Raw genomic sequence first — 15,619 nt, 5'->3', positions numbered from 1 at the left:
GCCGTCCGGATCCCTCCGGGCGGCGGCCGTCGTCGTGGTGGTCGCGGGCGGCTCAGACCTCGTGGTCCACGCGGTGCGCGGTGGACTCGGACACCTTGCGGATCGCGGCGCCGGCGCCGCGCTGGCCGGCGACCTTCAGCAGCGCCGCGACGCCCGCGGAGATGAACGCGAAGGACAGGGCCTCGACGAGGGGCAGCGTCTCGTCGGCCGCGTCGTCCGGGGCGCTGTGGCCGGTGACGAGCCGCCAGCCGCCCGCGACCACGCGGGAGCCGACGATGCCGCCGACCAGCGTGATGCCGGCGGACAGGGCCTTCTGGACGAGCGTGTTCATGGTGCGCCTTCCGTGGTCGGGGATCTCACGTGCGGTTGCGGCCGCGGCCGACGACGCCGGACGGGCCGGTCCCCAGCCTAGCCCGCGGTGGGCACCGGGTCGCCGCTGACGTGCCGGCCGGGGTCGCCGTCGGCGTCCAGATGGGCCTGCAGCATGCCGGTGAGCTCGTGGTCCACGGGGATCTCGACGCCGTCGACGGCGCGCACCGGCAGGACGCCGCGCACCGAGGAGACGAGCCAGACGCCCTCGGCGCCCTTCAGGTCCGCCGGGACGAGCGGGCCGTAGCCGAGCTCCCAGCCGTCCGCGTGGGCGGCCGCGAAGATCACGGCCTGCGACGTGCCGGCGAGGATGCCCTTCTGGCGCAGCGGGGTGAGGAGACGGCGGACGCCGTCCTCCCCGGTGCGCACGATCAGCACCGTGGAGGTGGGGCCCTCGAGCAGGTAGCCGTCCGCGCTGGTGAAGACGACGTCGTCGGCGCCGTGGGCGCGGGCGTAGCGCAGGGCGGCCATGTTCACGGCGTAGGAGAGGGTCTTCGCACCGGTGAGCAGCCACGGGGAGCGCTCGGGGGCCTGCGAGTCGATGCCGCGGTCCAGCAGCAGCACCCGCAGCCCCCGCTGCCGCTCCTCGTCCTGGATCGCCGGGGCCGGGCTCAGCAGCGCCCACGCGGTGGGCGTGGGCACCGCGCCGGGAGCCGCGTCCGGGCCGCGGGTGACGGTCAGGCGCACGGCGAGACGGTCCCCGGGCGCGACGTCGTTGGCCTCGGTGAACGCCCGCAGGCCGAGCGCGACGGCGGCCTCCCACGCCGCCGCCTCGGGGGCGGCCAGCTGCAGGGCGGCGGCGGACGCGGCCAGCCGGCCGAGGTGGGCTCCGAGCTTGCGCATGCGCAGGGTCCCGAGCCCGTCGGCGACGGCGAGCGCCGTCTCGAAGATGCCGTCGCCGCGCGTGACCCCCTGGTCCGTGACGCTCAGGTGCGGGACGGCCGGGTCCGCGAGCCGCGGGGCGGGGGCGCCGTCCGCGTCCGTCTCGAGCAGGACGAGGACGGGCGAGCCGGCGGCGGGGGAGAAGGCGGTGGGACGCATCCGCCCAGGATAGACGCCCGCCCCCGGCCGATCGGGGCCGGGGGCGGGCATCAGTCGGGGGCGGTCAGGCCCGGTGGGCGCCGCCGTCCGGGGCGGGGACGGAGGGCTGCGCCGGGGCGTGGGCGCGCTCGAGCTGGGCGCCCTCCACGTCCACGTCCGGCATGATCCGGTCGAGCCAGCGCGGCAGCCACCACGCCTTCTCGCCGAGCAGGTGCATCAGCGCCGGCATCAGGAGCAGGCGCACCACGAACGCGTCCAGCAGCACGCCGAAGGCCAGGCCGAAGCCCATCGGGCGGATCATCGCGTCGTGGGCGAAGATGAACCCGCCGAACACGGAGATCATGATGATCGCCGCGGCGATCACGACGGCCCGGCCCGAGCGCAGGCCGGTCAGCACGGCCTGGCGGGCGGGCAGGCCGTGGGCGTAGGCCTCGCGCATGCCGGAGGCGATGAACAGCTGGTAGTCCATGGCCAGGCCGAACAGCACGCCGATCATGATGGTCGGCAGGAAGCTGAGCACGGGGCCGGGGTTGTGGACCCCGAACACCGAGCCGAGCCAGCCCCACTGGTAGATGGCCACCACGCCGCCCATGGCGGCGAACATGGAGAGCACGAACCCGCCGGTGGCGATCAGCGGCACCAGGATCGAGCGGAACACCAGCACCATGATCAGCAGGGACAGGCCCACCACCACGCCCAGGTAGAGGGGCAGGGCGTCGGAGAGCTTCTCCGAGACGTCGATGAACCCGCTGGTCATGCCGGCCACGCCGAGGTTGGAGGCCTCGCCGGCCGGCTCGGTGGCGCGCAGGTCGCGCACCAGCTCCTCGGTGGAGACGGCGTTCGGGCCCTCCTCGGGCAGCACCTGGAACATGGTGACGGTGCGGTCCTCGTTGAAGCCCGCGGGCACCACGGCGTGCGCGTGCTCGAGGCCGGCGAGCTGCTCGCCCACCGCCAGGCGGGCGTCCTCGGCCGCGTCCTCGTCCAGGCCGGCGGGCAGGTCCACGGTCACCACGAGCGGGCCGTTGTAGCCCTCGCCGAACTTCTCGGCGGTGAGCTCGTACGCAACCTGCGAGTCGGAGCCCTCCGGCTCGGACCCGCCGTCCGGCAGGCCCAGGCGCATCGAGCCGACCGGCAGGGCCACGAGCACCAGCAGGGCGACGGCCGCCAGGGCCGAGGCGATCGCGGCCGGGGTGGACATGGTCGAGCGGCGCCCGGCGCGGCGCACGGCGGCGGAGCCCTCGGCGACGGAGGCGGGACCCTCGTCGGCGAGGCGGGCCCGCTCCTTCTTCGAGAGGATCCGCATCCCGGCCAGGGAGAGCAGGGCCGGGGTCAGGGTGACGGCCACCAGCACGGCCACGGCCACGCAGACCGCGCCCACGGTGCCCATCAGGCCCAGGAACGGGATGCCGGTGACGTTCAGGCCCACGAGGGCGACGATCACGGTGATGCCGGCAAACACCACGGCGTTGCCGGAGGTGCCGTTGGCCAGCGCGATCGACTCGTGCAGGCCCGTGCCGCGACGCAGCTCCTGGCGGTGCCGGTTGACGATGAACAGCGCGTAGTCGATGCCCACGGCCAGGCCCAGCATCACCCCGAGCACCGGGGTCACGGAGATCATCTCCACGGCGGAGGAGAACGCGAGCGCCCCGGCGGCGCCCACGCCCACGCCCACCAGCGCGTTGACCAGCGGCAGACCCGCGCCCACGAGGGTGCCGAGCATGACCACCAGCACGATCGCGGCGACCACGAGGCCCACGACCTCGCCCGGGCCGAGCAGGGAGGGCGCGGTGGCGTTGAGCTCCTGGGAGGGATGCACGGCGACGCCGTCGATGTCCGCGCCGGTGAGGGCGCCGGTGACCGCCTCCTTGTCCTCGGCGGTGACGTCCAGGGTCGGCGTGGTGAAGGTGACGATCCCGACGGCGGTGCTGCCGTCCTCGGACACGGTGCGGAAGTCCTCCGCGAGGGCCAGGGTGCGCTCGCCGCGCTCGGCCTCGACGCGGCCGTCCTCCAGCTCGGCGCGGCCGTCGGCGAGGTCCGCCTCGGCCTGGTCCAGGCGCTCCGCGCCGGCGGCCAGCTGGGCCCGGCCGTCCTCGAGCTCGGCGACGCCGCGCTCGTACTCGGCCCGGCCCTCGTCGATCTTCTGCTGCTGCGCGTCGAGCTCGGCCTCGGCCGCGTCCAGGGCCTGCTGCCGTCCCGCGGCCACCTGCTCGCGGCCGGCCTCGAGCTCGGCCTCGGACTCCTGCAGCTGCTGCCGGCCGGCGGCGAGTCGGGCGGCGCCGTCGTCGGCCTCGGCCTGGGCGGCCGCGAGCTGTTCGGCGCCCGCGTCGGCCTCGGCCTGGGCGGCCTCCAGCTGGGCGCGGGCGGCGTCGGCCTGGTCCTGACCGGCCGCCAGCTGTGCCTCGGCGGCGGCGAGCTGCGCCTCCTGGTCGGCGAACTGCTCGGTGACCTGCTCCGCCGGGATGCCGGCGGCCTCGGCCTCGGCCAGTGCGGCGTCCCGGGCCTGCTCGAGCTCGGCGCGGCCCGCGGCCAGCTGCTCGGCCCGGGCGTCGAGCTCGGCCTGCCCGGCCTCGAGCTCGGCCCACCGGGCGTCGAGCTCGGCCTGCGCGGCCTCGAGCTCCTGACGCTGTGCGTCGAGCTTGGCCTGCCCGGCCTCGAGGCGCTCCGCCTGCTCCTCGAGCTCGGCGCGGCCGGCGTCGAGCTGCTCCTGGCCTTCGGCCACCTGCTGCTCGGCCTCCCGGAGCGGGGCCAGGGCCTCGGCCGGCAGGGCGTCCAGGCCACGCTCCTCGAGGTCGGCGCGCGCGGCGTCGAGCTTCGCCTGCCCCTCGTCCAGCTGGGCGGCGGCCTCGGCCAGGCGCTGCTCGGCCGCGTCGGCCTCGGCCGTGCGACGCTCGAGCTCGGCCCGGCCGTCCTCGATCTCCTGGCGTCCGTCCGCGAGGCGCTGCTCGCCGTCGGCCAGCTCGGTGCGGCCCTCGTCCAGCCGGGTGCGGGCGTCGTCCTGCTGGGCCTGGGCCTCGAACGGGTTCACGACGCCCTCCACGGCCGGCTGCTCGGCGACGTCGTCCAACAGGGCGGTGATCTGCTCGCGCTGGGCGTCGGTCAGGGGGGAGCCGTCCTCGGTGGTGAACACGACCTGGCCCCTGCCGCGGGAGGCCTCGGGGAACTCCTCCTTGAGGCGGTCCGTGACCTGGGCGGTGGGCGTGCCGGGGATGGTGACGGTGGAGGAGAGCGTGCCGCCGAAGGCGAGGAACCCGCCGACGGCGAGGGCCAGGGCGAGCACCCAGGCGAGGATCACGAGGAGGGGGCGGCGGGCGGCGCCGAGGCCGAGACGGTAGAGCAGTGTCGCCATGGGAAGGGGAGGTCTCCGTGCGCTGGGGTGGGACGCGGCCGGACGCGGCGCGCCGCCTCCGATGCTACACCTAAGCGGAGCGAACCGCTCCGGTCCCAGCGCGGGCGCCCAACCGGCCCGCACGCAGACCCCGACGCCCCCGGCCCCGGGCACCGCCGCCGTCAGGCGGAGGGCGGGTGCAGGACCAGGTCCGCCGCGGCGCGCGGGGCATGCCGGGCCAGGTAGTCCTCTTCCTGTGCGGCCCAGCGGTCCCAGTGTGGGGCGAAGGTCTCGCCGTCCCGGGCCAGCGCCCGCGTGCGCCGCGCGGGGGTCTCGAGCTCGAGCCACACCGCCAGGTCGAGCAGCGGTCGGGCGGCGGTGCTGAGCGCGCCCACGCCCTCGCACACCACGACGTCGGCCGGCGCGGTCCGCCGCGGCGGACCGGGGGCGGCGCGGTGCCAGTCCCACGTGGTCCAGGTCGCCGTGCCCCGCTCCCGCAGCGCGCGCACGACGGCCGGGTAGGGGCCGTCGTCGTCCACCGCCGTGGCCAGCCCGTCCCAGCCCCGGTACATGGACTCGATCTCGATCACCTCGACGCGCGCGAACGGTGCGATCCGGGCCGCGAGCGCGGCGGCGAGGACGGTCTTGCCCGACCCCGAGCGGCCGTCCAGGCCGATGAGCGCCGGTCGGGTCACGGGTCCTCCGGGGCGGGGTCCGTCAGTGCGGCGGTGGCCGCCTCGAGCACCCGCACCGCGGCCCGCAGCTCCGCGGCGGAGAACCCCTCGAGGGCGGCGCTCAGCCGCTGGGACATCGGTTCGAACGCGCGCTGTCCGTCGCGGCGGGCCGTGTCCGTGTGCTCCACCAGCACGCGCCGCCGATCGCCCTCGTCCCGGTGGCGGCGGACGTGGCCCGCGGCGGCCAGGCGGTCCACGAGGGCGGTGGCCGAGGCCCGGGTGAGGTGCAGGTGGGCGCCGAGGTCCGAGGCCGTGACGGGCTCACCGGCCGCCGCGCGGGCCATCAGGTACGCGAGGGCTCTGAGGTCCGTGCGGTGCAGGCCGACGCCGCGGCCGGCCTCGTCGACGGCGTGCTCCGCGCTCTCGCTGAAGACGCGCAGCGCGTGGACCACGGCGAGGTGCTCCGCGGGGGCGGAGGGGGGCTGCGTGGTCATGGCCGGGAGTCTAGCCAGCCCCCATGGTTGTTTGATCATCGAACCATCCCCTACGCTCGGGGCATGCCCACCCCGCCCGACCTCTCCGCCTTCCGCACCCCCGCCGCCACGGGGCGTCCCCCTCGGGGGCTGCGGCTGGGCCTGGCCGCGGCGCTCACCGTGGTCTGGCTCGCCGTGCTCGGCCTGGGCGGCCCCGTGTTCGGCAAGATCGGCGACGTCTCCTCGAATGACCAGGCCACCTTCCTGCCGGCGTCGGCCGAGTCCACCCGCGCGGGGCAGGAGGCGGCGGCGTTCCAGGACGGCGAGGCCGTGCCCGCCGTCGTCATGGGCCCGGCGAGCACAGCGGACCCCGCGGCCGCCTTCCCCGCGCTCGCGGACCTCGCGGGCCGGCTGGGTGAGGTGCCGGGCGTGACCGACGTCGCCGGCCCGATCCCCTCCGACGACGGCGCGGCGGTGCAGTTCCTGGCCTTCGTCGACTCCTCGGCCGGGGCCGAGCGGCCCGTGGCCGACGTGGTGGCCGACCTGCGGGAGGTCGTGGCGGACCCGGCGGCCGCCGACCCCGCCCTCGCCGGGACCGTGGCCGCGGACACCGAGTGGCACGTGGGCGGTCCGGCGGGCCTGGTCGCGGAGCTGGGCGGCGCGTTCGCGGGCATCGACGGGCTGCTGCTGCTCGTGGCGCTCGCGGTGGTGTTCGTGATCCTCGTGGCGGTCTATCGCTCCGTCCTGCTGCCGATCTTCGTGCTCCTGACGGCCGTGGCCGCGCTCTGCGGCGCGATCGTGGCCGTCTACGGGATGGCCCTGGCGGGCTGGATCCAGCTCAACGGCCAGGCCCAGGGCATCCTCTCGATCCTCGTGATCGGCGCGGCCACGGACTACTGCCTCCTGCTCGTGGCCCGGCACCGCGAGGAGCTGCTGGTCCGGGCGGACGTCGGGGAGGCGCTGCGGGCCGCCGTGCGCGGGTCCTTCGGCGCGATCACCGCGTCCGCCTCGACCGTGGCCCTCGCCCTGCTGATCCTGATGGCCTCGGACCTGAACTCGACGCGCTCCCTCGGCCCCGTGGCCGCCACGGGTGTGGCGTTCGCGTGGCTCGCCGCCCTGACCCTGCTGCCGGCGCTGCTGCGGCTGACCGGGCGTGCCGCCTTCTGGCCCACGATCCCGTCCCCCGAGCGCGCGCGCCGTCGCGCGGAGCGCCGCGCCGCCCGGGGCCGGGCCTTCACCCCGCCGCGCGACGGCGTGGGCCGGCCCGTCGCCGGCCTCGAGGAGGACCACGGGGTGTGGACGCGGGTGGGTGCCGTCGTCGCGCGCCGGCCCCGTCTCGTCTGGGTCGCCACGACGGTCGTGCTCCTCGCCCTCTGCGGCGGTCTGCTGCAGCTGCGCGCGGACGGCGTCGCCCAGGAGGACGTGCTGCTCGGCGACTCCGACGCCCGGCAGGCCCAGGCCCTGCTGAGCGAGCACTTCGACGCCGGCGCGGGCGCCCCCGCCCAGATCCTCGCCCCGGCCGAGGACGCGGAGGCGGTGCTCGCCGCCGTCGCGGAGGACCCCGGCGTGGCCGAGGCGGAGGTCACCGCGGACGCCCCCGGGACCGCCGCGGTCCCGCCCCCGAGCGCGCTCGAGGCGGAGGGCGGGACGGGCGCCGCGTCCGCGCCGGAGCCGCAGCCTCGCGTGGTGGACGGCCGCGTGCTGGTCTCGGCCACCCTGGCGGACCCGGGCGAGTCCCTCGCCGCGCAGCAGACCGTGGCCCGCCTGCGCGACCGGCTCGCGGATCTCCCCACCTCGGGCGAGATCCTCGTGGGCGGCCCGCCGGCCCAGGCGTTGGACACGAACGTCACCACGCAGCGCGACCTGCGGGTCGTCATCCCGCTGATCCTCGCGATGCTGCTGGTCGTCCTCGCGGTGCTGCTGCGCTCGCTCCTGGCGCCCGTGCTGCTCGTGGCGGCCACCGTGGTCAGCTTCGGTGCGGCCCTGGGCGTCTCGGCCCTCGTGTTCCGGCACGTGTTCGGCTTCGAGGACGCCGACCCCACCGTGCCGCTGTACGGCTTCGTCTTCCTCGTGGCCCTCGGGATCGACTACACGATCTTCCTGATGACCCGGGCGCGGGAGGAGACGCCGCGGCACGGCACGCGGGCGGGCGTGCTGCGCGCCCTCACCGTCACGGGCGGGGTCATCACCTCGGCCGGCGTCGTGCTGGCGGCCACCTTCGCCGCGCTCGCGGTGATCCCGCTGATGTTCATGGTGCAGTTGGCATTCATCGTCGCGTTCGGCGTGCTGTTGGACACACTGGTGGTGCGCACGCTGCTGATCCCGGCCCTCGTGTGGGACATCGGCCCGAAGGTCTGGTGGCCGGCCAAGGCCGCCTGACCTGGTCGGTCCCGGACCCTTCCCGACGACGGCCCGCACCTCCTCCGCCGAGGTGCGGGCCGTCGTCGTCCCGACACGGCGGGCGTGGGGCGTCGGTCAGTCGCCGAGGGTGAAGTCCACCATCAGCAGGTGGGACAGCGCCACGGAGTGACCGGAGTGGGAGTGGAAGGGCTTGCCCAGCGCGCGCAGGGCCTCCACTGTGCGGTCTGTGCGCGCCATGGCACGGCCCATGATGAAGCGACGCACCTCCGGGCGGGCGGCGGCCCGGTCGATGTCCTGCAGCCAGCGCTGGAAGCCGGCGGACAGGGGATCGTCCGGGTCGGCTGTCTCGACCGTGTCGTCGCCGTAGGCCGTGCCGGCGGCGAGCCGGTCCGAGGCGGGCAGGACGAGCAGGCTCTCGAGCTCCTGCGCGGTGGGTGCCTTGCGGGCGTTGTCGTAGTCCACGTCCTTGAGCCCGGGGGCGAGGGACTCCATGACGTCGAAGTAGAAGCGGCGGCGCACGTCCTGGGGGAGGGAGGTGAGGGCCCGGATCGCGTACTTCGAGTTGAGCGGCATGAACAGCGGGCGGGCCTTCGGGATGTGGCCGAAGTGGAAGCGGTTCCGGAACTCGAGGTAGTGTTGGATGCTCGGCACGACGCCCGGGGCGGTCTGCTTCAGTTGCTCCTGCGTGGTGGCCATCTCCTCCTGCCAGAGGGCGAAGTCGGCGGCGGGCATCTTCTCCTTGAACGGCTCCAGCAGGCGCAGCGGCTCGGCATGCCGGTAGTACTGCTTGATGGTGCCGCCACCGCCGCCGTGTGCATGCACCTCGAACGGGTTCTGGAACGTCGACGACATGTAGACCGGGGTGTACACGCCGAGGCTGTTCTCCCGCCAGTGGCGGTAGGCGCGGGACCCGGACACCAGGGTGCGGGTGGGCGGCTTGGGGCCGTTCACCGTCAGGCCGTGGGCCTCGGCGATCCCCTTTGCGACGGCCAGATCCTCCTTCTGGTTGACGCCCGAGTGCAGCCAGAACCGGTCCGAGTCCGTGCGGAACAGGCCGGACTCGAGGAGGAACGCGAACACCGTGCGGGAGTCCACGCCGCCGCTGAGGTCCGCGGTGAAGGTGACCCGCGGGTCCGCGAGCAGGGCGCGGGTGCGCCCGCGCCAGACGTCGAGGTACTCCTGGAGCGCCGCCTCGTACTCGAGCGGCTGGAGCTCGGGGGCGCGCTCGAGGGAGAGGACGCTGCCGCGGATCACCACGACGGTGCCGACCGGCAGGAGTCGGATCTCGTCGAACGGGGTCTGGAAGATGGACAGCTGCATGGTCAGCGTCTGGCGGAGGGCGAACGGACGGAGCCTGCCGAGCCGGGGCGTGAGCGTCATGCCCTCGGTGCGCAGGTGCTCCACCAGCCCGCTGTAGGAGGAGCCGAGCGCCCAATCGTCGCCGCTGCGGTAAAGGAAGAGACGGCCCAGACCGCTGGCGTCCGTGCCCACCTCGAAACGGCGGCCGAAGAGCCTGCCCGCCCGGCGTGCGACCACGTAGCAGCCGTCCTCGCCGGGGCCGACGGTGCGGCCGGTGCGCGCGCGATACGCAGTCATGCCCGCGGGCCCGTGCACGTAGTCCGTGCCGACGAAGGCGTATCCCTCGAACTGCTCTTTGGGTCGCATGCGACTCGAGAGGATGAGCACGTGTCACTCCTGGGTTGCGGGTCCGATTTCCAGAAGTCTAGTCAGCACCTGTGCGCCGGCACCGAGAGGGGCTCGGCAGGGCGCCCGCGAGATGCCTGAGAGGGGGATTCACGGAGGGTGTGACGAGGATCACCGACGGGCGGGAATGAAGCGCACGGGGGTGTGGTTGCACTGCACGACACCAGAACATGAGTCGAGGTGACTCAGGTTTCTTGACAGACCTTCCGCCCCGGTGGCAGGTTGAGTCCAGAACGCTCAAGGGCGGCCGGCACCGGTCGGCCGCGGTCACCTCGAGCAGCAGTCGACGAAAGGACACATGATGTCGCGAGCAGTGGGTATCGATCTTGGCACCACCAACTCCGTGGTTGCCGTCCTCGAGGGTGGCGACCCGGTCGTCATCGCGAACGCCGAGGGCGCCCGCACCACCCCGTCCGTCGTCGCGTTCTCCAAGGGCGGGGACGTCCTGGTCGGCGAGGTCGCTAAGCGCCAGGCCGTCAACAACCCGGAGCGCACCTTCGCGTCCATCAAGCGCCACATGGGCACCGACTGGACCACCGAGGTGGACGGCAAGAAGTACACCCCGCAGGAGATCTCGGCCCGCACGCTGATGAAGCTCAAGCACGACGCCGAGGAGTACCTGGGCGAGAAGGTCACCGACGCGGTGATCACCGTGCCCGCCTACTTCAACGACGCCGAGCGCCAGGCCACCAAGGAGGCCGGCGAGATCGCGGGCCTGAACGTCAAGCGCATCATCAACGAGCCCACCGCGGCCGCCCTGGCCTACGGCCTGGAGAAGGGCAAGGAGGACGAGCTCATCCTGGTCTTCGACCTGGGCGGCGGCACCTTCGACGTGTCCCTGCTTGAGGTCGCCAAGGACGAGGACGACTTCGCCACCATCCAGGTGCGCGCCACCGCAGGCGACAACCGCCTCGGCGGCGACGACTGGGACCAGCGGATCGTGGACTGGCTGCTCCAGCAGGCCAAGTCCAAGGGCGCGGACCTGTCCAAGGACAAGATCGCCCTGCAGCGCCTGAAGGAGGCCGCGGAGCAGGCCAAGAAGGAGCTCTCCTCGGCCACCTCCACCAACATCTCGCTGCAGTACCTGTCCGTGACCCCCGAGGGCCCGGTGCACCTGGACGAGCACCTCTCCCGCGCCAAGTTCCAGGACCTCACCAAGGACCTGCTCGAGCGCACCCGCAAGCCGTTCGAGGACGTCATCAAGGAGGCCGGCGTCAAGGTCTCCGACATCGACCACGTGGTCCTCGTCGGCGGCTCGACTCGCATGCCCGCCGTCTCCGACCTGGTGAAGGAGCTGACCGGCGGCAAGGAGCCCAACAAGAGCGTGAACCCGGACGAGGTCGTCGCCATCGGCGCCGCGGTGCAGGCCGGCGTGCTCGCCGGCGAGCGCAAGGACGTGCTCCTGATCGACGTGACCCCGCTGTCGCTGGGCATCGAGACCAAGGGCGGCGTGATGGCCAAGCTCATCGAGCGCAACACGGCCATCCCGACCAAGCGCTCCGAGACGTTCACCACGGCCGAGGACAACCAGCCCTCCGTGTCCATCCAGGTCTTCCAGGGCGAGCGCGAGTTCACCCGGGACAACAAGGCGCTGGGCACCTTCGAGCTGACCGGCATCGCCCCGGCCCCGCGCGGCATGCCCCAGATCGAGGTCACCTTCGACATCGACGCGAACGGCATCGTGCACGTCTCCGCGAAGGACAAGGGCACCGGCACCGAGCAGTCGATGACCATCACGGGCGGCTCCTCGCTGTCCAAGGAGGACATCGACCGCATGGTCAAGGACGCCGAGGCCCACGCGGACGAGGACAGGAAGCGCCGTGAGGCCGCCGACCGCCGCAACCAGGCGGAGCAGTCCGCGTACTCCGTGGAGAAGCTCCTGCAGGACAACGCGGACAAGCTGCCCGAGGACGTCAAGACCGAGGTGCAGGCCGACGTCGACGCCCTGAAGGCCGCCCTGGAGAAGCAGGACAACGACGACGAGGTCGCCGCCGCGTTCGAGAAGCTCCAGGCCTCCCAGGTCAAGATCGGCGAGGCCCTCTACGCCCAGCAGGGCGCGGAGTCGGCCGACGCCGGCGCCGAGTCCGCCGCCCCGCAGGGCGACGACGAGGACATCGTCGACGCCGAGGTGGTCGACGAGGACGACGAGAAGAAGGCCTGACACCCCGGTGCCGGGGCGGGCGTCCACGCCCGCCCCGCCCGGAGGCCCACGACGCCGGCGGGCCGGCCCGGCAGCGCCCCTGCCAGGCCGGCCCGCCGGCCTTCCCGCACCACCCCCCCCGCGCGGCGGACCCGCCGCGCCCACCCGCTTCGAAAGGACACACCATGAGCGCCGACCAGCAGCGTCCGCACGGCTCCTCCGACGCCGAGCGCGGCTCCGAGGAGGAGCCCATCGTGTTCAACGACCGTCGCCGCATCGACCCCGAGACCGGTGAGCCCCGCGTCTCCGCCGAGAGCGCGGCCGAGCAGGCCGAGGACGGCGACGCCCTCGCCCAGGCCGAGCGCATCCTCGACGAGGCCGGCGCGGAGGCCGGGACCGAGGCGCCGCAGCCCGCGGCCTCGGACCGCGAGGCCGAGCTCGAGACCGACCTGCGCCGTCTTCAGGCCGAGTACGTGAACTACAAGCGCCGCGTGGACCGCGACCGCGACCTGGCCAGGGACGCCGGCGTGCTCAAGGCCGTCACGGCGCTGCTGCCGGTGCTCGACGACATCGACGCCGCCCGCGCCGCCGGCGACCTGACGGACGGTCCGTTCGCCGCCATCGCGACCAAGCTCGACACCGCCCTGGCCGGCCTCGGCCTCGAGCGTCACGACCAGGAGGCCCTGGCCGGCGTCGAGTTCGACCCGGCCGTGCACGAGGCCGTGATGCGCCAGCCGCACGCAGAGGTGCCCGCGGACCACGTGGTCCAGGTCTTCCGCAACGGCTACCTCCGGGACGGCCGCGTGCTGCGCGCCGCCCAGGTGATGGTCTCCGCCGGAGACGAGTGACCCCGTCGGCCGGCGGCCCACCCCGCCGCCGGCCGACCCCCTGACCGATACACACGAGAGGAGGCACCATGGCCTCGCAGGATTGGATGGACAAGGACTTCTACGCGACCCTGGGGGTGTCCAAGGACGCCTCCGATGCGGATGTGAAGAAGGCCTACCGCAAGCTCGCCCGCACCCACCACCCGGACCAGAACCCCGGGGATGAGGCGGCCGAGAAGAAGTTCAAGGAGATCTCGGAGGCGTACGCCGTCCTGAGCGACCCCCAGGAGCGCCAGGAGTACGACGCGATCCGCGCGATGGGCGGCGGCGCCCGGTTCTCCGCCCCGGGCGGTGCCGACGGCGGCGGCTTCGAGGACGTCTTCGGCGGGATGTTCGGCGGCGGGGGCGGCCCCCGCACCACGCAGTCCGGGCCCGACCTGTCGGACCTGTTCAGCGGGATGTTCGGCGGCGCCGCGGGCCAGACCGGCGGCTTCGGCCCCGGCGGCTTCGGCCCCGGCGGCTTCGGCGACGCCGGCTACGCGCGGCCGCGCCCCACGAAGGGCGCGGACCGCACCGCCACCACCACGATCTCCTTCCGCGGCTCGATCCAGGGCACCACGGTGTCCCTGCGCGCCCCGGACGGCGAGACGATCGAGGTGAAGATCCCGAAGGGCATCCGCGACGGCCAGAAGGTCCGTGCCCGCGGCAAGGGCGCGCCCGGTGCGGCCGGCCGCGGCGACCTGCTGGTCACCGTGCACGTGCGCGAGCACGAGTTCTTCCACCGGGACGGGGACGACCTGCGCATCACCGTGCCCGTCACCTTCCCCGAGGCCGCCCTCGGCGCCACGATCGAGGTGCCCACGCTGGAGCGCCCCGTGAAGGTGAAGGTGCCGGCGGGCTCCCAGTGTGGCCGCGTGCTGCGCCTGAAGGGCCGCGGTGTCGAGCGCGGGACGACGACGGGTGACCTGCTCGTGGAGCTGCGCGTCACCGTGCCCACCACGCTCAACGACGACGCCCGCGCCGCCGTCGAGGCCCTGCAGTCCGCCACTGCCGGCGACGATCCGCGGCGGGAGCTGGCCCGGAAGGCAGCCTGGTGAGCGCCCGCGACGGCGCCGCCCGTGCGGACCGGGGCCGCGAGGGGGGTCCCGACCGGCACGCCCCGGTCTTCGTGATCTCCGTGGCCGCCGAGATGGCGGACATGCATCCGCAGACCCTGCGCCAGTACGACCGGCTCGGCCTCGTGGTCCCCGCCCGCCAGGACGGACGGCACCGCCGCTACTCCCTCGCCGACGTCGAGCGGCTGCAGACCGTGCAGACCCTGAGCCGCGAAGGCATCTCGCTGGAGGGCATCCGCCGCGTGATCGCGCTGCAGCGCGAGGTCGAGCAGCTGCAGGACACCGTGGTCGAGCTGGCTGCCCAGGTGGACCGCCTCCACCACGCCTCCCGCCTGGCCCGCGTCTTCACCGTGGGCTCCGGCGGTGACGTCTCGGCCCGCTACGCCGACCGGATGGCCGTCCGCCGTCACGCCGCGGCACGGGCCGGGGCGGACACCGCGGGCGAGGCCTGCCCGAGCGGCCTGCGGAGGCTGCCCTCCGGCGTCGCAGGCCTCCGACGGGTGCCCACGTGGCAGTCCGAGCAGGACTGAGCCGGGCGTCGTTCGGGGCGGCCGCGCGGTCCCGCGTGCAGGAGCGGCTGCGCGCCGACATGGCCCGGCGCGACGGCCTCGGCCGGCAGGCCCGGAGCGCCCTGGACGGGATCGTCCACGCCCTCAAGCCGGAGGGCATGGACCCGCACCTGCCCGCCCGGCATCTGCTGGACTACGTCCTCGAGGGCCCGGACGGGCCGCGCGCGGTGGTCGCCGCGGGGGACCCCGCGACCGCCACCCACCTGACCTGGCTCGTCTCTGGCATGGGCATCCGCCCCCAGACGGCCATGTGGGGGACGGCCCGGGAGGCCGCCCACCTCGCCGCCGCCCAGCGCGCCGCCGGCGCACCCCGCCCCGTCGTCATCGGGTGGCTCGGCTACCCCGCACCCACGCCCTGGCGGGTGGTGCTCGACGGCCCCGGCCGGCGCGGCGGTGCGATGCTCGCCGCGGATGTGTGGGCCTGGTGGGAGTTCCTGCGCCACGGGCCGGGGGAGGACGATGACGCCACCCTGGCCCTGCGCGCCCGCGGGACCGCCGTGCACGGGGCCGTGGAGGCCCACTCGTACGGCTCGCTCGTGGCCGCGCACGCCCTGCGCCTGCTCGCGGACCGGGGCCTGCAGCCCGACGACGCCGAGGCCCCGTGGCCGGCCGAGCGTCCCGTCGAGGCCCTCGTGGTCTCGGGCGCGGTCGGCCTGCCCGCCGCCCTGGCAGCTCGGGCCGCGCACCTCGGCCTGCGGTCCGGACGGACGTTCCGCGCCCTGGCCCCGGGCGACCTCCTCGCCCGGGTCGGCCGCGCGGTGGGCCGACGTCGGGACTGGACGGACGCCGCCGTGCTGCCGGTGGCCCCGCGGCCCGGCCTGGCGGGGGCCGCCGTCCGTGGCCACCACACGGCCCGCTGGTCGCCGACGGCCTCCGAGGACGCCCCGAGGGGCTACCGGGACGCCGGGTCCGTGACGCTCGCGGCGACCGCGCGGGTGACCGCCGGCCTGCCGCTGTCGCCCGCCCCGGACGGCGCCGACCCGGCCGGGCCGGTCGCCCCGGTCTGAGCGGCTCCGTCGGG

The 15,619-nt window shown here is 74.8% G+C and carries 12 protein-coding genes; 6 read left to right on the top strand and 6 right to left on the bottom strand.

The window, feature by feature from the left end:
• Positions 1-52: 52 nt before the first annotated feature.
• The 5 genes from G6R13_RS02960 to G6R13_RS02940 form a co-directional block, all read right to left on the bottom strand.
• Positions 53-331 (bottom strand): DUF4235 domain-containing protein, encoded by a 279-nt coding sequence (locus tag G6R13_RS02960; RefSeq protein ID WP_036317169.1) that lies wholly within the window; start codon positions 329-331, stop codon positions 53-55.
• Between the two features lie 77 nt (positions 332-408).
• Entirely contained in the window at positions 409-1,410 is a 1,002-nt protein-coding gene (locus G6R13_RS02955) for an aminotransferase class IV (protein ID WP_163721011.1), read from the bottom strand.
• A 64-nt stretch (positions 1,411-1,474) separates the two neighbouring features.
• The gene (locus tag G6R13_RS02950; RefSeq protein ID WP_163721010.1) at positions 1,475-4,756 is read right to left on the bottom strand and encodes an MMPL family transporter; all 3,282 of its coding nucleotides are present in this window, start codon (positions 4,754-4,756) and stop codon (positions 1,475-1,477) included.
• Between the two features lie 161 nt (positions 4,757-4,917).
• Positions 4,918-5,430 (bottom strand): hypothetical protein, encoded by a 513-nt coding sequence (locus G6R13_RS02945; protein ID WP_119217822.1) that lies wholly within the window; start codon positions 5,428-5,430, stop codon positions 4,918-4,920.
• Positions 5,427-5,903 (bottom strand): MarR family transcriptional regulator, encoded by a 477-nt coding sequence (locus G6R13_RS02940; protein WP_036317223.1) that lies wholly within the window; start codon positions 5,901-5,903, stop codon positions 5,427-5,429. Before G6R13_RS02940 ends, G6R13_RS02945 begins: the two co-directional genes overlap by 4 nt.
• A gap of 63 nt (positions 5,904-5,966) precedes the next feature.
• On the opposite strand from G6R13_RS02940, the gene G6R13_RS02935 reads away from it, so the two are divergent.
• Positions 5,967-8,261: an MMPL family transporter gene (locus tag G6R13_RS02935; RefSeq protein WP_163721008.1), complete on the top strand. Its 2,295-nt coding sequence runs from the start codon at positions 5,967-5,969 to the stop codon at positions 8,259-8,261.
• A gap of 96 nt (positions 8,262-8,357) precedes the next feature.
• Here G6R13_RS02935 and G6R13_RS02930 read toward each other — a convergent pair whose 3' ends face one another.
• On the bottom strand, positions 8,358-9,908 hold the full coding sequence (locus G6R13_RS02930) for a hypothetical protein (RefSeq protein WP_153236557.1): 1,551 nt from the start codon (positions 9,906-9,908) through the stop codon (positions 8,358-8,360).
• Positions 9,909-10,248: 340 nt separating this feature from the next.
• Between G6R13_RS02930 and dnaK the strand changes: the two genes are divergently transcribed.
• The 5 genes from dnaK (at position 10,249) to G6R13_RS02905 (ending at position 15,605) form a co-directional block, all read left to right on the top strand.
• Positions 10,249-12,108: a molecular chaperone DnaK gene (gene dnaK / locus G6R13_RS02925; RefSeq protein WP_070708878.1), complete on the top strand. Its 1,860-nt coding sequence runs from the start codon at positions 10,249-10,251 to the stop codon at positions 12,106-12,108.
• A gap of 164 nt (positions 12,109-12,272) precedes the next feature.
• Positions 12,273-12,935: a nucleotide exchange factor GrpE gene (locus G6R13_RS02920; RefSeq protein WP_070708624.1), complete on the top strand. Its 663-nt coding sequence runs from the start codon at positions 12,273-12,275 to the stop codon at positions 12,933-12,935.
• Between the two features lie 68 nt (positions 12,936-13,003).
• Positions 13,004-14,011 (top strand): DnaJ C-terminal domain-containing protein, encoded by a 1,008-nt coding sequence (locus G6R13_RS02915; protein ID WP_069941130.1) that lies wholly within the window; start codon positions 13,004-13,006, stop codon positions 14,009-14,011.
• Entirely contained in the window at positions 14,008-14,559 is a 552-nt protein-coding gene (locus G6R13_RS02910; protein ID WP_020626477.1) for a MerR family transcriptional regulator, read from the top strand. The genes G6R13_RS02915 and G6R13_RS02910 overlap by 4 nt, the downstream gene beginning before the upstream one ends.
• Positions 14,538-15,605, top strand: a complete 1,068-nt coding sequence (locus G6R13_RS02905; RefSeq protein WP_231866265.1) for an alpha/beta hydrolase — start codon at positions 14,538-14,540, stop codon at positions 15,603-15,605. The genes G6R13_RS02910 and G6R13_RS02905 overlap by 22 nt, the downstream gene beginning before the upstream one ends.
• Positions 15,606-15,619 lie beyond the last annotated feature (14 nt).

Origin of the sequence: Micrococcus sp. Alg238-R198 (assembly GCF_900537135.1) — a bacterium.
Taxonomy (GTDB): Bacteria; Actinomycetota; Actinomycetes; order Actinomycetales; family Micrococcaceae; genus Micrococcus; species Micrococcus luteus.
The sequence above is the reverse complement of the archived record's forward strand: the minus strand, read 5'-3'. Positions and strand labels throughout refer to the sequence as shown.